The organism is Cupriavidus sp. SS-3 (genome assembly GCF_035818815.1).
GTDB classification, from domain to species: Bacteria; Pseudomonadota; Gammaproteobacteria; order Burkholderiales; family Burkholderiaceae; genus Cupriavidus; species Cupriavidus taiwanensis_C.
Window position 1 is genome coordinate 260,494 of record NZ_JAYLVT010000006.1, and the last position, 13,800, is coordinate 274,293.

17 protein-coding genes are annotated in these 13,800 nt (G+C 67.4%); 6 read left to right on the top strand and 11 right to left on the bottom strand.

Features of this window, described 5'->3' with window-relative positions; all coding sequences use genetic code 11:
- Nucleotides 1-94 precede the first annotated feature (94 nt).
- Nucleotides 95-1,729: an acyl-CoA synthetase gene (locus U9J39_RS12310; protein WP_326347153.1), complete on the top strand. Its 1,635-nt coding sequence runs from the start codon at nt 95-97 to the stop codon at nt 1,727-1,729.
- 33 nt (nt 1,730-1,762) lie between these two features.
- Here the strand turns inward: U9J39_RS12310 and U9J39_RS12315 are convergent, their stop codons facing one another.
- Nucleotides 1,763-2,041 (bottom strand): hypothetical protein, encoded by a 279-nt coding sequence (locus U9J39_RS12315; RefSeq protein WP_062803237.1) that lies wholly within the window; start codon nt 2,039-2,041, stop codon nt 1,763-1,765.
- Nucleotides 2,042-2,281: 240 nt separating this feature from the next.
- Nucleotides 2,282-2,530, bottom strand: coding sequence for a hypothetical protein (locus U9J39_RS12320; RefSeq protein ID WP_115713404.1), 249 nt, complete (start codon nt 2,528-2,530; stop codon nt 2,282-2,284).
- A gap of 134 nt (nt 2,531-2,664) precedes the next feature.
- Here U9J39_RS12320 and U9J39_RS12325 point away from each other — a divergent pair, with 134 nt between their 5' ends.
- Complete coding sequence (locus U9J39_RS12325) at nt 2,665-3,792, top strand: AGE family epimerase/isomerase (protein ID WP_326347154.1); 1,128 nt, start codon at nt 2,665-2,667, stop codon at nt 3,790-3,792.
- Between the two features lie 147 nt (nt 3,793-3,939).
- Here the strand turns inward: U9J39_RS12325 and U9J39_RS12330 are convergent, their stop codons facing one another.
- From U9J39_RS12330 to U9J39_RS12350, 5 genes are all read right to left on the bottom strand, one after another.
- The gene (locus tag U9J39_RS12330; protein ID WP_115713402.1) at nt 3,940-4,185 is read right to left on the bottom strand and encodes a hypothetical protein; all 246 of its coding nucleotides are present in this window, start codon (nt 4,183-4,185) and stop codon (nt 3,940-3,942) included.
- Nucleotides 4,186-4,295: 110 nt separating this feature from the next.
- On the bottom strand, nt 4,296-4,664 hold the full coding sequence (locus tag U9J39_RS12335; RefSeq protein WP_062803234.1) for a hypothetical protein: 369 nt from the start codon (nt 4,662-4,664) through the stop codon (nt 4,296-4,298).
- A 57-nt stretch (nt 4,665-4,721) separates the two neighbouring features.
- Complete coding sequence (locus tag U9J39_RS12340; protein ID WP_326347155.1) at nt 4,722-5,414, bottom strand: alpha/beta hydrolase; 693 nt, start codon at nt 5,412-5,414, stop codon at nt 4,722-4,724.
- Nucleotides 5,415-5,534: 120 nt separating this feature from the next.
- Nucleotides 5,535-5,819 carry a hypothetical protein gene (locus U9J39_RS12345; protein ID WP_010812500.1) on the bottom strand — a complete coding sequence of 95 codons (285 nt, stop codon included), beginning with the start codon at nt 5,817-5,819 and terminating at the stop codon, nt 5,535-5,537.
- A 150-nt stretch (nt 5,820-5,969) separates the two neighbouring features.
- Nucleotides 5,970-6,896: an alpha/beta hydrolase gene (locus U9J39_RS12350; RefSeq protein ID WP_326347156.1), complete on the bottom strand. Its 927-nt coding sequence runs from the start codon at nt 6,894-6,896 to the stop codon at nt 5,970-5,972.
- Nucleotides 6,897-7,233: 337 nt separating this feature from the next.
- On the opposite strand from U9J39_RS12350, the gene U9J39_RS12355 reads away from it, so the two are divergent.
- The 4 genes from U9J39_RS12355 to U9J39_RS12370 all read left to right on the top strand — a co-directional run bounded on the left by U9J39_RS12355 (nt 7,234) and on the right by U9J39_RS12370 (nt 10,268).
- Nucleotides 7,234-7,620, top strand: a complete 387-nt coding sequence (locus tag U9J39_RS12355) for a hypothetical protein (RefSeq protein WP_326347157.1) — start codon at nt 7,234-7,236, stop codon at nt 7,618-7,620.
- A 271-nt stretch (nt 7,621-7,891) separates the two neighbouring features.
- Nucleotides 7,892-8,458 carry a TetR/AcrR family transcriptional regulator gene (locus tag U9J39_RS12360; RefSeq protein WP_115713397.1) on the top strand — a complete coding sequence of 189 codons (567 nt, stop codon included), beginning with the start codon at nt 7,892-7,894 and terminating at the stop codon, nt 8,456-8,458.
- Nucleotides 8,459-8,851: 393 nt separating this feature from the next.
- Nucleotides 8,852-9,472, top strand: a complete 621-nt coding sequence (locus U9J39_RS12365; protein WP_326347158.1) for a copper resistance protein CopQ — start codon at nt 8,852-8,854, stop codon at nt 9,470-9,472.
- A gap of 208 nt (nt 9,473-9,680) precedes the next feature.
- On the top strand, nt 9,681-10,268 hold the full coding sequence (locus U9J39_RS12370; RefSeq protein WP_115683091.1) for a TetR/AcrR family transcriptional regulator: 588 nt from the start codon (nt 9,681-9,683) through the stop codon (nt 10,266-10,268).
- On the opposite strand, the gene U9J39_RS12375 is transcribed toward U9J39_RS12370, so the two are convergent.
- From U9J39_RS12375 to U9J39_RS12390, 4 genes are all read right to left on the bottom strand, one after another.
- Complete coding sequence (locus tag U9J39_RS12375) at nt 10,254-11,006, bottom strand: alpha/beta fold hydrolase (RefSeq protein ID WP_115713395.1); 753 nt, start codon at nt 11,004-11,006, stop codon at nt 10,254-10,256. The genes U9J39_RS12370 and U9J39_RS12375 overlap by 15 nt on opposite strands.
- Entirely contained in the window at nt 11,003-12,022 is a 1,020-nt protein-coding gene (locus U9J39_RS12380) for a M14 family zinc carboxypeptidase (protein WP_116314322.1), read from the bottom strand. The genes U9J39_RS12375 and U9J39_RS12380 overlap by 4 nt, the downstream gene beginning before the upstream one ends.
- A gap of 3 nt (nt 12,023-12,025) precedes the next feature.
- Complete coding sequence (locus U9J39_RS12385; protein WP_115683088.1) at nt 12,026-12,727, bottom strand: HAD family hydrolase; 702 nt, start codon at nt 12,725-12,727, stop codon at nt 12,026-12,028.
- A 140-nt stretch (nt 12,728-12,867) separates the two neighbouring features.
- Complete coding sequence (locus tag U9J39_RS12390; RefSeq protein WP_326347159.1) at nt 12,868-13,755, bottom strand: LysR substrate-binding domain-containing protein; 888 nt, start codon at nt 13,753-13,755, stop codon at nt 12,868-12,870.
- Between the last annotated feature and the right edge of the window lie 45 nt (nt 13,756-13,800).

A 13,800-nucleotide genomic window follows, 5' to 3' on the forward strand; every position in this document is an offset into this window, starting at 1 on the left:
GTGCGATGATAGCCTTGTGCCGGAAAAAGTGACAGCGCCGCAAGGCGCCCGAATGACAGCGCCCGATTGACCCGACAAGGCGGAGACACCAGCAATGCCAACCGATTTCGACAGCGGCCTGGCCCGCAACGCGGCCAATTTCGTGCCGCTGACTCCCATTGATTTCCTGGTCCGCGCCGCCGAGGTGTATGGCGACCGCCTGGCCATCGTGCACGGCCCGCTGCGCCAGAACTGGCGCGACACCTATGCGCGCGCGCGGCGCCTGGCCAGTGCGCTGGCACGCGCCGGCGTCGGCAAGGGCGATACCGTGGCCGCGCTGCTGCCGAATACGCCGGCGATGGTGGAAGCGCATTTCGGCGTGCCGATGGCCGGTGCCGTGCTCAATGCGCTGAATATCCGCCTCGATGCCGCCAACCTGCTGTTCATGCTGCGTCATGGCGAGGCGCGCGTGCTGCTGGCCGATACCGAGTTTGCCGACGTGGCGCGGCAGATGGCGCTGGAGCTTCCGGGGCTGAAGGTGATTGCCGTGCACGATGTGCTGGGTCCGCAGGCGGCGCCGTTCGGCGAGACCGATTATGAAGCCTTCCTCGCCGGCGGCGACCCGTCGTACACATGGCAACTGCCTGCTGACGAGTGGGACGCGATCGCGCTGAACTATACGTCGGGCACCACCGGCGATCCCAAGGGCGTGGTCTACCATCACCGCGGCGCGGCCATCAATGCCATCTCGAACATCCTTGAGTGGGACCTGCCCAAGCATCCGGTCTACCTGTGGACGCTGCCGATGTTCCACTGCAACGGCTGGTGTTTCCCGTGGACGGTCGCGGCGCGCGCGGGCGTCAACGTGTGCCTGCGCAAGTTCGAGCCCAAGCTCGTGTTCGACCTGATGCGCGACGAGGGCGTGACCCACTACTGCGCCGCGCCGATCGTGCATACCGCGCTGGTCAACGCGCCCGCTGCGTGGCGCGAGGGCGTGCGCGGGCCGGTGCGCGGCATGGTGGCCGGCGCCCCGCCGCCGGCCGCGGTGCTGGCGCAGATGGAGGCGATGGGCTTCGAGCTCACCCATGTCTACGGCCTGACCGAGGTCTATGGCCCGGCCGCGGTCTGCGCCGAGCAGGACGACTGGAGCACGCTGTCAGAGCAGGACCGCGCGGTCAGGAAGGCGCGCCAGGGGGTGCGCTATCACCTGCAGTCGCAGGTGGCCGTGCTCGATCCCGATTCGATGCAGCCGGTGCCGGCCGATGGCGAGACCATCGGCGAGATCATGTTCCGCGGCAACATCTGCATGAAGGGCTACCTGAAGAACGAGAAGGCCACGCGCGAAGCCTTCGCCGGCGGCTGGTTCCATACCGGCGACCTGGGCGTATGCATGCCCGACGGCTACATCAAGATCAAGGACCGCAGCAAGGACATCATCATTTCCGGCGGCGAGAACATCTCGAGCGTGGAAGTGGAAGACGCGCTCTACCGGCATCCTGCCGTGCTGGCCGCCGCGGTGGTGGCGCAGCCCGATGCCAAGTGGGGCGAGACGCCGTGCGCCTTTGTCGAACTGAAGGACGGGGCCAGCGTCAGCGCAGAAGAACTGATCGCGCATTGCCGCACGCTGCTGGCGGGCTTCAAGGTGCCCAAGGCGGTTTACTTCGGACCGTTGCCCAAGACCTCCACCGGCAAGATCCAGAAATTCGAGCTGCGCCGCAAGGTGAAGTCGGATTCGGCCATCGACGTCTGAAACGCAAGCGGCGCCATACGGCGCCGCGTCCGTTCAGCGCGCCCGCACCTCGGGCGGCGTTGCGGTCCTGGGCGGTTGATGCCAGTCCGGGCCGATGTCGGGGAAGACCTCGCATTCGCCGCGCACGATGCTCTCGATGGTGGCGCATACGCATTCGGTGCCGCGCGGTCCCACGCAGACCAGGCTGCGCGGATGGTCGCTGTGCTGCGGAATGGCGTAGACCCGCATGCCCTCGCGGAACAGCGGGTGCTTGGTGAGGCGTTCGTTCATCAGTTCAACGAAGCGCTGGGGCGTGACGACCGGCTTGTCCATTGCATGCTCCTGCGGCCCTGGCCACCGTACCCGTTTCTTGGGGCGGCATGGCGACCAGGTCAGTAAAGGCCAGGAAGATGACAGGCAGGTGGCAGAAAAGCGCACCGGGCAGCAGCGCGTGCCCGGGACGTGGCCGGAATGAAGAATCGCGGGCAATGCATCGCCCGCGTTGCCACTGCCACGCTTCCAGACTAGGTCACGCGGCGCGTAGTGCAAGTGAATCGCGGAATTTCGCGGGTATCAGGTGATGCGCAGTTCGCCTGCGGCGCGTGGGCCGTTCAGGATGCCGTTGCCGGCGGCCCAGCACGCGGCTTCGGCTTCCGCATAGGACCGGTAGGTGCCCGGTGCCGCGACCGTGCAGTCCTCGTCGGCGGCGCCGCACCGTTCTTCCATGACGATGCGCCAGGTGAACTGGCCCGGTGCGTCCTCGAGGACATGGAGCACCAGGGTGCGGTGATTGTCGGTCAGCGTGAGAGGCAAAGTCGACATGGGTGTCTCCCGTTCGCAGGTAGGCGCATTGATGCTAGCAAGTGCCAGCCGCAAATGCCATGAGGCATTGCGGGCGCGCCATGGCAAGATACGGCCTTTGCGGCAATCGCCGCGCCGGATCTTGTCGCCTGAACATGCCTCTCTCGCCCGAGCTCAACCAACGGATCGCCGCCCTGACGGCACATTACGATGCCGTCGTGCTGCCGCTGTGGACCGCCTCCGGCTGGAATCCCGACCTGCTGCTGCCCTATGAAGCGCTCGACGGCGCCAGCGCCGCGCCGCTGCCGCCGTTGCGCTATCGCGCCATGGCGTGCGCGCGCCAGCTGTACGTGTTTTCGCTGGCGGGCCAGCAGGGGCATGCCGATACCCTGTTCGGCTCGTTGCAGGCCTACTTCGGCAATGGAGAGGGCGCGTGGATCTACAGTGTCGACCCTGCCGGCACGCCGCTGGACAGCACACGCGACCTCTATACCCATGCCTTCGTGATCTTTGCCTGCGCCGCGTATTACGCGCGCTTCGGCAACGCGGATGCGCTGGAGGTGCTCGATGAAACCGTCGACATCGTCGAGGATCGCTTCGCCGACGGACAAGGCCTGTACCACGCCGCACTGACCGAACACTTCCGGCACAAGGGGGCGGGCGTGCTGCAGAACCCGGTCATGCACCTGACCGAGGCCTACCTGGCCGCGCTGGATGCTACCGGCGACGAGTGGTATGCGGAACGGCTGCGCGAGATTGCGATGGCGGTGCACGAGCGTTTTGTCGATACCGCCAGCGGCTGCGTGGCGGAGCTGCCGCAAGGCAGCGCGGATAACTGCATCGAACCGGGGCACCAGTTCGAATGGTTTTCGCTGGTGGCCGGAAGGCCCGCGCTGTTTGGCGATCTGCCGCTATCCGATGCCCTGCGCCGCGCTTTCGCGTTCGCGCAGCAGCATGGCGTGGCGGCGGGCACGCTGGGCGTCTGCGCCGCGCTGGATGCGGGCGGCGCGCGGATCGACGGCACCGAGCGCATCTGGGCGCAGACCGAGTTCGCGCGCGCGCTGGCAGTGGAAGGCTCGGCGCAGTCGCTGGCTACGCTGGCAGACTGGGCCGCGCAGTTCCGCAACCGTTTCCTGTCCGCGCAAGGCTGGCATGAGTGCCTGGCGCCGACCGGCGACGTGGTGCGTGCGGAGATGCCCTCGACCTCGCCCTATCACCTGGCGACCTCTTACCAGGCGCTGGCTGCGGCGGCAGGGCTGCAATGGCCCGCACCGGCTGCATGACCCACGGGCCAGGGCGTTGTCAATTCTTTGCAGTTGCCGGGAAAGCGCGCGTCTACACTCAAGCCCGCGCTCCGGCCCGCATCGCAATCCTTCTCAACTACGTGGTCGTCGTTCTGAAGTTGCGGGCCGGGGCGCGCCTGCCCTGGCTCAGCGCGCGCTAGCCTGCTGCAGTCGTTCGGAATGCCGGGCCGGCTGAGGGCGCTGCGACGAGGGTGAAGGGGCATTGGCCTGGATCAGGCCAGCGCCGGCCGGCTTGACGCGGACAGCCATTTGCTCGACGCGCTTCTGCGCCTGGGTCTCGGCGTGGTCGTTCAGGATCAGGCACAGCAGCGTCAGCAAGGCTGCCGCGATCATGCTCAGCGCAATCCAGGCCAGGCAGTGCTTGCGTTCCATGGTGGCGGACAGTGGGGCGTCATTGGTGCGCGAAGTTTAAGCGCGCGTACGCCGGGCGATTGTCAACCTTTGCAAACGCAGCCGCTTTGCAGGCCTTCCGGCCGTCGTCCTTATTCCGTGACGCCGTGCTCGTGCAGCAGCCGCTCGCATTCCTCGAGCATGTCGTAGGCGAACGCGGACTGGTAGTTGGGGTCTAGCGCTTCCATCATCTCGTGCGCGGCATAGAGGCCGGCTTCGCGCGACAGGGTCTCGGCGAGCTGCCGCGCAAACTGGTCGCTCAGTTCGGACAGCAGGCGCCGTTCCGACAGCGGCAACTGCAGCTTCGAGCGCGACAGCCATTCGCCGGCCAGCGTGGCGCCCTGGGCATCGGTCATCCACTTGCGGTGTTCGTAGTAGGCCGACAGGCGTTCGGCGGCCAGCGCGAACAGCAGCGCCTTGCGGGTATTGAAATCGATCCGGCGGGGTGGGGCGAGGGTCATGCTTGCAGCTGGGTGCGGACCGGCGCAGCGGGCCGGCCGTGGTCATGTCGAAGGCGGTCAGGCGGGCGCGGCGCCGGCCTGCGCAAAGCGCGAAGCCAGCCAGGCGCCGATCTCGGCAATCTCTTCCAGGCAGACCGCATGGCCCATCGGATAGGTGTGCCATGTCACCGGATTCGGCCGCGCCTGCACGAAATCGCGTGCGGCCACGCCCATGGCCAGCGGCACCACGTCGTCCTGCGTGCCATGGGCGGCGAACACCGGCGTGGCCGCGTTGGCCGGGTTGGCTTCGGCAGCGAGCGTCGCCGGTGCGGGGATGTAGGTGGACAGCGCAACGATGCCGGCCAGCGGCTCCGCGTGGGTCAGTCCGGCGGTGTAGGCGATGGCGCCGCCTTGCGAGAAGCCGGCCAGCACGATGCGCCCGGTCGGGATGCCGCGCGCATTTTCTCGTGCGATCAGCGCGCGGATGGCCTCACAGGATGCGCGGATGCCGGCCTCGTCGGCGCGGCGGCCTGCCTGGTCCAGGGAAACGATGTCATACCATGCCGGCATGACATAGCCGCCATTGCAGGTCACCGGTATTGCCGGCGCATGCGGGAAGATAAAGCGTACGCCCGGCGCGGCCGGCAGCCGCAACTCGGGCACCACCGGGGCGAAGTCGCTGCCATCGGCGCCCAGTCCGTGCATCCAGATAACGGCGCAGCCGGGATTGGGCGCGGTTTCAATTTCGATCGCGGGCAGCAGTTCGCTCATGGGGCCGGTTCCTGTGGAGGGTTTGCCTGCGCCACGCGGACGTCAGGCAGCGCGAGTATCGCACAGGTCCGGACCTTCATTGGCGCATGCCCGGGCACGCGCCAATGCATGGGGGCGGCTTCAGGCCGCGGACGGAACGATCGGCACCGTGGTCAGGCCGGGCGTGCGCGCCGGCAGCTCGGGCATGGCGGGCGGTGTGGCGCGGCGCTTGTCGACCACGTCTTCGACGCCCTTGGCCGCGACATCTTCCAGGAACGCCACCATGTCGCGGTAGTAGGCGACCTGCATCTGTGCCTCGAGCAGGCGCCGTTCGGCCTGGAATAGCGTCAGCCTCATGTCTTGCAGTTCCCTTTCGGCGATTTTTTCCGGGGTCGGCGGACTGAACAAGTTTGCAAGCCAACGCATGGCAGTACCTCCAGTGCTGTCAACAGCGAGTTTGCGGGCTTTCGCCATGAGGACAAATATAGACAAGAAATCGCGACAGCGTCCCTCGGACACTTGGCCGTGGCGCCTCGCCCACAAGGATGATTGCCGCTTGCGGGACTCTACGTTAGATTAATCGGCCATGATGTGCCCGGCATCACGCGCTTGCTTCAATGGCGCTTCGGGGCCGGTTGCGTGTGCGTGCATGAAGCGCAGGATCGGCGGCCAGAAGGTGTCGATATGCTCCGGCAATATGGCCGCATCGTGCGGCATGGCATCGTGCATGACCAGCGCATGCAGATGCCTGGCGGCGCTTGCCACGCGCTCCGCGTGGGGCGGCACGATGACCACGTCGTCACGGCTGTGCACCACCAGCAGCGGCCGTTCCAGCTTGCTGGCGCGCGCCGCGTTGTTCCACGGATCCGGCAGCAGCCACGCAGCCCATGCGGGAATGCGCCCGGTCTGCACCGCGGCCAGCCGCGCCGAGCTGAAGCCCGCGGCTATCACATAGCCATCCGGCTGCGGATCGAAACGCCGCGCCACATCGAGCAGGATGCCCGATCCCAGCGAATGTCCCAGCACCACGCGCCGTTTCGATTGCGGGGTGGCGGCGATGAACTGTCCATAGGCAACCAGTGCATCCTGCCGCAGCCGGCGCACGCTTGGCCGCCCGGTGCTGCGCCCATAGCCGCTGTAGTCGAACACATAGGAAGCGATGCCCGCATCGGCCAGCATGGCCTGCACCGGCGCCCAGTCCGGCAGGGATTCGTTGTCGCCATGGCACACCATCAGGGCCGGTGCCTCGGGGTCTGCCACCGGCATGAAGGCCGCGTGGAGGATGCGGTCGCCGCTGGCGAAGGTGGCGTGCCGCACCATAGGGGCTGAATTGTCGGGGGGCTCCGCCAGGCTTGTCTCATCCGTCGGCGTGACAAAGGCTTTGCGCTCCAGCGCACGAAACAGCAGATGCCGCGCGACCCCGGCCACCACGGCCATGCCTGCTGCCGCGGCCAGCCATCGGTGACGCGCGCTTTGAGAAGGGGGGCGGGGGTCGGGATTCATTTTCTTCAGGCTAGCAGGCCGGGCTCTGCAAGTGAAGAATTGTTCATTCGGAAGCGCTTTTCCCGGGCGGGTGCGAAGCGGCTATCCCTTCGATAGAAATCTTTTTCCTTGACTATCTACCTATCAGTAGATAGCATTCAATCCATGGCACCGCTGCACCGCCAAAGAAAGCAACAAGGCGCGGAAAGTGGCGATTCCATTGCATGACCTGAGTGGTCATTTTTTCAGGCCCGGAAGTCTATCTACTAGTAGATGCAAGCCTGGAAAGCGACCCACTGAATCGCCACCAACACAGAATTTGACGCGATCCCGAACCATCGCACCCCAGGAGCCCATCATGACCAAGACCGCCAAGACCCTGATCACCGCCGCCACCCTTGCCGCCGCGCTCGTCGGCGGTGTGGCGCAGGCCGCCAGCGTGAACGCCAACGCCGGCGACAAGTACGGCTACAGCTATCGCGTCGGCAGCGCCGATGCCTTTACCGACGGCGCCCGCACCGGCAAGTTCGACCCGTTCACGGAGGGTGCGCGCAGCGGCAAGTTCGATCCGTTCACCGAAGGCGCACGCGTCGGCAAGACCGACCCGTACACGGACGGCTTCCGCACCGTGGCTGGCCTGGACCGCATCGGCGTCTCGGCCGAGCCGGCCCGTAGCTTCGACCCGTACACCGGCGGTGCGCGCGTCGGCAAGGCTGATCCCTACACCGACGGCGCCCTGGCCTGATTGCCGCCGGCATCGGCCGGCGGCCCACAACTTACGATGGCGGCACGTGGCCGCCGTCCGATGGAGTCCATCATGAGTTTGCGTGACAGCATCCTGTTGCTTGGCGGATGGCTGGTACTCTGCGTGACGAGTGGCTCGATGATTACCTTCGCCGCGCAGGTCCTGCCTGGCTAACGCCCATGTAGTGCACTGTGCCCCGAGGCTAGGGAATTACCCCAGCCCCGGGGCATTTCAACTTGAGCGTCTATCTTCGCGTAGATAAACTGCTTGCATGAAAACCCAATCCGTACGCGAGCAATTGCTCGAGCACACCCTGATCCTGATCCGGCGGCGCGGCTTCAACGGCTTCAGCTACCGCGACCTGGCGGAACTGGTAGGCGTGAAGACCTCCAGCATCCACTATTACTTTCCGACCAAGGAAGACCTGGTCCAGGAAGCGGTGAAGGAATACAGCGCCCGCCTGGCCGAGCGCATCAACGGCATCGATACGACGCTGCCGGTCACCGAGCAGGCCGCCATCTATCTGGCGCCATTCCGCGCCAGCTGCGGCTCGGACCAGATCTGCCTGTGCGGCATGCTGTCGACCGAGACGCTGTGCCTGCCCGAATCCGTGCACAAGATGCTGCAGGGCTTCTTCCTGCTGAACGAGAAATGGCTGGCCGGGCTGCTGGAGCGGGCCCAGCCGCATCGCAGCACGCCGTTCCCGGTGCCGCCGGCGCGGCTGGCGCAGGTGGTATTCGGCTCGCTGCAGAGCGGGCTGATCGCGGCACGCCTGTTCGGCACATCGGACCGCGTTGAAGCCGCTGCCGACACGCTGATGGCTGCGGTATCCGGTTGAGTTTGCGCGCGATATCAGTGGCGCGTCTGAAGCCGTCATGTGGCTAAAGCCGCATGGCGGTTTTTTTATGGGCCGCCGCGTGGCCCGCTGCCTGCGGAAAATCAGTTAAAAAACAAGGGAGTAACGCGTCATGCGAAACACCTATCGGATCGATAGAAATGTTTTTCCTTGACTCTCTACCTAGTAGTAGATAGTATCAAGTCCATGGAAGCGCTGCACCGCCACCGACAAGCAAGACCAGGCGGAACGCAGGGTCCCATTGCACGACCGGAAGCGGTCATTTTTTTGAGACCGGTTATCTATCTACTGATAGATGCGGAATCGAAGAACGACTGCAACAGCCACTGATACCGAATTGACGCGATCACGAATCATCGCACCCAGGAGCCCATCATGACCAAGACCACCAAGACCCTGATCACCGCCGCCACCCTTGCCGCCGCGCTCGTCGGCGGTGTGGCGCAGGCCGCCAGCGTGAACGCCAACGCCGGCGACAAGTACGGCTACAGCTACCGCGTCGGCAATGCCGATGCCTTTACCGACGGTGCCCGCACCGGCAAGTTCGACCCGTTCACGGAGGGTGCGCGCAGCGGCAAGTTCGATCCGTTCACCGAAGGCGCACGGGTCGGCAAGACCGACTCGTACACCGACGGCGCGCGCACGATCGCGGCCACGGTGCCGGCCGACAGCTACGGCTACAACTACCGCAGCGGCAACGTCGACCCGTTCACCGAAGGCGCCCGCGTCGGCAAGCCCGACCCGTACACCGACGGCGCCCGCACGGTCGCCGGCCTGGACCGCAGCGGCGTGTCGGGCGAACCGGCGCGCAGCTTCGACCCGTACACGGACGGTGCGCGCGTGGGCAAGGCTGATCCGTACACCGACGGCGCCCGCACGGTAGCCGGCCTGGACCGCAGCGGCGTGTCGGCCGGGCCGGCCCGCAGCTTCGACCCGTACACCGACGGTGCGCGCGTCGGCAAGGCTGATCCCTACACCGACGGCGCCATCGCCTGAGAGCCGGCCGGCCTGGCGCCGGCCATCGACATACACCGGGCCGTCACGGTGCGGCCCCGCTTCAGGAGTCGATCATGCGTTGGCGTGACACTGCGCTGATCCTGGGCGGATGGGTAGGGCTTTGCCTGGCAAGCGGGTCCCTCATCACGCTGATCGCACAAACGCTGCCGGCCTGAATGGCCCGGTGGCAAGCCGAGGAGTGGATGCCATGACTACCCCAACCGTACGCGAGCAACTGGTCGAACACGCGCTGGTGCTGATCCGCCGCCGGGGGTTCAACGGCTTCAGCTACCGCGACCTGGCCGAGCTGGTCGGCGTCAAGACCTCGAGCATCCACTATTACTTTCCGTCCAAGGACGACCTGGTGCTCGAAGCGGTGCGCGAATACAGCGCGCGCAAGCGGGCAAGGCTGCAGGCCATCGATACCAGCCTGCCGTGCGCCGAGCAGGCGCGGCAATACCTGCAGCCGCTGCGCGATGGCGCCTGCACCGACCAGGCCTGCGTGGTGGGGATGCTGTCGGCCGACGTGCTGGCCATGCCTGACACCGTGCGCGCCGCGATGCAGGACTTTACCCGCCTTAACGAGCAATGGCTGGCGCGCCTGCTCGAACAGGCCGCCGCCCGGGGCGCGGCGCCGTTCTCGCTGCCGCCGCAACAGTTGGCGCAGGTGGTATTCGGCGCCCTGCAGAACGGGCTGATCAGCGCGCGGCTGTTCGGTACGTGGGATCGCGCAGATGCCGCGGCGGCGCTGCTGGTCAGCGCCATGCCGGTGGAAGAGGCGCTAGCCGAAGCGTGATCCGGCGCGTGCGACCGCATCGCATACCCATTGCGGATCGTCATGCGGCAGGTCATGCCCGGCCCAGTGGTGCGTCAGCAGGGGCACGTCCCAGGCCTGCGCGATTCGCGCCGAACAGGCCGGGTTGACCAGGCGGTCCGCCGCCGAGGCCAGCAGCAATACCGGACAGCGCGGCGGCTCCGCCGGTGCGCAGTAGCGCGCGGCGGCCAGCAATTGCGCCAGCGCCGCCTGCCGGCTGACCGGGGCGTCCGCCGCGATGGCCTGCCACTGCGCAACATCGGCGGCCTGCGTGTCGGTGCGCGCGCAGGTGATGGCGTGGATGGTCGGCTCGCAATACGCGCGATCCCGCCAGCGCTGCGCCACGCGCAGCAGCCTGCCCCAGTTGCGCGGACGCAGGCGTTGCACCGGCGTGCAGAAAGGCCGCATGCTGGTGTTGACCAGCACCAGCCCGCTCACTTCCTCCGGATACGCGCTCGCCCACTCGGTCGCAGCCATCGCCCCCAGCGACATGGCCAGCACGCGGTACGGTCCCGGCGCGCCGGCGGCGCTCAGCTGGCGCCGCACCGCCGTCACCATGTCGCGCACGCGCCACGGCGCGGGCTGCGCCGACAGCGCGCCATTGCCGGGCAGGTCAGGCAACAGCGGGCGTCCCAGCCCGGCCGCCTCCCAGCGCGCCGGCAGCGTTCCCCAGTGACGCGATTCGCGCGTCAGTCCCCGCAAGAATACCCATCGGCTCATGGCGGCTCCGTGTGCCAGTGCGCGCGTGCCTGCTGCAGCAGTTCGTCGCGCTGCGCGCCGCGGGGCAGCCAGCGGTCCGACGCAAAGGCGATGCGGCCCAGAAAGTCGAACAGGCTGACATGCCGGCGCAGCACGCGCGCGGTGCGGTGCGCCTTGATCGGGTTGAAGATGCCCTCGCGCGAGAACAGCTGGCGCGGGTTTTTCTTGATCCACAGCCACGAGCCCAGCTCCAGCGTCATCGGCAGGAACAGGTTGCCGCGCGGGGCCAGGTCATAGGCATGGTCCCACAGGTCGCCGTGCAGCAGGTACTGGTGGCTCTGCGGCTCGAAGGTATAGCCATGATGCGGGTGGGCCTGCTCGAACAGGGTCTTGAGCAGGTACATCTCAGCCAGGTGCGGCATCGGCCGGCGCGTGCGCGCGTACGGAAACCAGATGCTGTCGCGCCAGCCGTAGCCGGAATGGCAATCCACCGCAAAGCTGAGCGGGCGCGGCAGCAGTTCCTGCCGGACCACGCGCAGCAGGGCGCTGCTTTCGAGCTCCATCGGCGCGCCGGCGGCGCCGCGGTACCACGGCAGCCAGGCGCCGATGCGCTGCCCGCCGGCCAGGAAGGGCACGCGCGCGTCGGCATCCTGCGGGCCGTTGCGCATCAGGTCGACGCCGTTGGGGTTGGCGCGCGTGCCGGCCCACATGCCGCCCGGGTTGACGATGGGCATGAACACCAGCCGCACCGCTTGCAGTTCGCGGTGCAGCAGTTCGTCCCAGGCGAGGCGCGACAGCACCGAGCGCAGGTAATCCAGCACCAGCTGCGTGCCGATGCGCTCCAGCCCGTGAATGCCGCCGAAGATGCCGATGGCCGGCGCGAGCGGGTCGCGGCTGCCGAGCGTGGCGACATGCACGCCAAAGCGGTGGCCCTGGACGGTGGTTTCGCACACCACCTGCGTATCGAGCACGTGGCTCCCGGCATCCAGCAAAGTCCGCAACTGGTCATATTCCGGGAAGTCGGCGCGCGGGTGCATGGGTCAGGCGGCCGGCACGCCTGCCGCCGCGAACAGCTGCATGACCGGCCAGCCACGCGCCCCGGCTGCGTCGCGCAGGGTCGGGTCGGGATTGACCGCGACCGGGTGGCCGACGCTCTCCAGCAGGGGCAGGTCGTTGCGCGAGTCGCTGTAGAAGGTGGCGTTGGCCAGTTCCGCGTGCGCAAGGCCAAGCGTATCTAGCCACGCCAGCACGCGCAGCACCTTGCCCGGCCCATAGGCAGGCACCCCGGCCAGCGCGCCGGTGAATTCGCCGTGCACGTCGTGCTCGGCCTCTACCGCCAGCAGGTGCGGCACGCCCAGCTCGCGCGCGATCGGCTCGGTGATGAAGCGGCAGGTGGCGGTGACGATGCAGCACAGGTCGCCGGCACCGAGATGGCCGGCCAGCAGGTCGCGCGTGGCGGGCGGAATGGCGGGCACGATCACGTCGCGCATGAAGTCTGCGCGCCATTGCGTCAGGCGCTGGCGCGGATGGCGTGCCAGCAACCCCAGCGCAAAGCGCGCATGGGCGGCAAAGTCAAGGCGCCCGGCCTGGTAGGCGGCCAGCCAGCGCGCGTTGTGCGCGTCGATCTCGGCCGCGTCGGCGCCGCCGACTGCGACCAGGTAGCGCGCCCATTCGTACTCGCTGTCCAGCGGCAGCAGGGTGTGGTCCAGGTCGAACAGGGCGAGGCGAGGTGCGGCAGGCATGCGGGAGGGCTCCGTAGGCGAAACCGCCAAGCTTGGCGCGGCGCGGTGACCGCGCGGTGATGAAGGACCGAAGTTTTCCGATGCCGGCATCGGCGGCTGCAATGCGGCAGGCCTGGGCGCTTTTTCCACCATGCGTTGCTTCAGGCAGCCTGGACCGCGGCGGCCGGTTGGTCCAGCGCCACGCAATCCAGGAAGGCGCCGACCAGCCGCGTCTGCCGCCGGCTCTGCAGGCAATACAGGTATTCATGCAAGACCGGCGCGCCCGACGCAAACGGTACCACGCGCAGCAGCGGGTCGCGCGGCACCTCGCCCAGAGGCACCACGCTGGCGCCCAGGCCCTGGCGGATCGCCTCGTAGATGGCCTCGCGGCTGCCGATCACGGTGTGCGGCGGCAATTCCAGCCCGCAGGCCGCCAGCGCGGTTTCGATCGTCTTGCGGGTCATCGAGCCGTGCTCGCGCACCAGCAGGTGGTAGCCGCGCAACTGCGGCAGGTCGATCTGCGCCAGCCGCGCCAGCGCATGGTCGGGATGGACCACCAGCACCATCGGGTCGCTCGCCAGCCGGATGCAGGCCAGGCGGTCATCGTCCACCGGATGCGAGGACACCGCCGCGTCGATGCGGTACTCGAACAGCGCTTCGAGCATCTGTTGCGAGTTGCCGATATCCAGGCTCACGTCGATCGCCGGGTAGCGCTGCCGGAACGCCGCCACCGCGCGCAGGATGTAATACGGCCCGGTGGCGCCGATGCGCAGGTTGCCAAAGCGCAGGTTGCCCGCGTTGCGCAACAGGTAGTCGGCATTGCCTTCCTGCTGCATCAGTTGCTCGACCACCGGCATCAGGGCCACGCCTATGTCGCTCAGGTCGACGCGGCTGGCGCGGCGATGGAACAGCTCCACCCCGTAGCTTTCCTCGAGCTGGCGGATGCGTCCCGTGACCGTGGGCTGGCTCACGCGCAACTGCCGCGCCGCCATGGTGATGCTGCCCTGGCGCGCCACTTCGAAAAAGGTCATCAGCAGGTCGCCTAGCATGGTCATCCGCGCGGAGTTGGGGGGAAGGGTCCGGACCGGGCCGGA

What these genes read in the sequence shown, in the direction of transcription:
- U9J39_RS12350 (WP_326347156.1), bottom strand. Translation starts at nt 6,896, where the DNA reads ATGAATCCCGACCCCCGCCCCCCTTCTCAAAGCGCGCGTCACCGATGG.
- U9J39_RS12325 (WP_326347154.1), top strand. Translation starts at nt 2,665, where the DNA reads ATGCCTCTCTCGCCCGAGCTCAACCAACGGATCGCCGCCCTGACGGCA.
- U9J39_RS12345 (WP_010812500.1), bottom strand. Translation starts at nt 5,819, where the DNA reads ATGCGTTGGCTTGCAAACTTGTTCAGTCCGCCGACCCCGGAAAAAATC.
- U9J39_RS12355 (WP_326347157.1), top strand. Translation starts at nt 7,234, where the DNA reads ATGACCAAGACCGCCAAGACCCTGATCACCGCCGCCACCCTTGCCGCC.
- U9J39_RS12335 (WP_062803234.1), bottom strand. Translation starts at nt 4,664, where the DNA reads ATGACCCTCGCCCCACCCCGCCGGATCGATTTCAATACCCGCAAGGCG.
- U9J39_RS12380 (WP_116314322.1), bottom strand. Translation starts at nt 12,022, where the DNA reads ATGCACCCGCGCGCCGACTTCCCGGAATATGACCAGTTGCGGACTTTG.
- U9J39_RS12370 (WP_115683091.1), top strand. Translation starts at nt 9,681, where the DNA reads ATGACTACCCCAACCGTACGCGAGCAACTGGTCGAACACGCGCTGGTG.
- U9J39_RS12310 (WP_326347153.1), top strand. Translation starts at nt 95, where the DNA reads ATGCCAACCGATTTCGACAGCGGCCTGGCCCGCAACGCGGCCAATTTC.
- U9J39_RS12340 (WP_326347155.1), bottom strand. Translation starts at nt 5,414, where the DNA reads ATGAGCGAACTGCTGCCCGCGATCGAAATTGAAACCGCGCCCAATCCC.
- U9J39_RS12320 (WP_115713404.1), bottom strand. Translation starts at nt 2,530, where the DNA reads ATGTCGACTTTGCCTCTCACGCTGACCGACAATCACCGCACCCTGGTG.
- U9J39_RS12330 (WP_115713402.1), bottom strand. Translation starts at nt 4,185, where the DNA reads ATGGAACGCAAGCACTGCCTGGCCTGGATTGCGCTGAGCATGATCGCG.
- U9J39_RS12390 (WP_326347159.1), bottom strand. Translation starts at nt 13,755, where the DNA reads ATGCTAGGCGACCTGCTGATGACCTTTTTCGAAGTGGCGCGCCAGGGC.
- U9J39_RS12360 (WP_115713397.1), top strand. Translation starts at nt 7,892, where the DNA reads ATGAAAACCCAATCCGTACGCGAGCAATTGCTCGAGCACACCCTGATC.
- U9J39_RS12365 (WP_326347158.1), top strand. Translation starts at nt 8,852, where the DNA reads ATGACCAAGACCACCAAGACCCTGATCACCGCCGCCACCCTTGCCGCC.
- U9J39_RS12385 (WP_115683088.1), bottom strand. Translation starts at nt 12,727, where the DNA reads ATGCCTGCCGCACCTCGCCTCGCCCTGTTCGACCTGGACCACACCCTG.
- U9J39_RS12375 (WP_115713395.1), bottom strand. Translation starts at nt 11,006, where the DNA reads ATGAGCCGATGGGTATTCTTGCGGGGACTGACGCGCGAATCGCGTCAC.
- U9J39_RS12315 (WP_062803237.1), bottom strand. Translation starts at nt 2,041, where the DNA reads ATGGACAAGCCGGTCGTCACGCCCCAGCGCTTCGTTGAACTGATGAAC.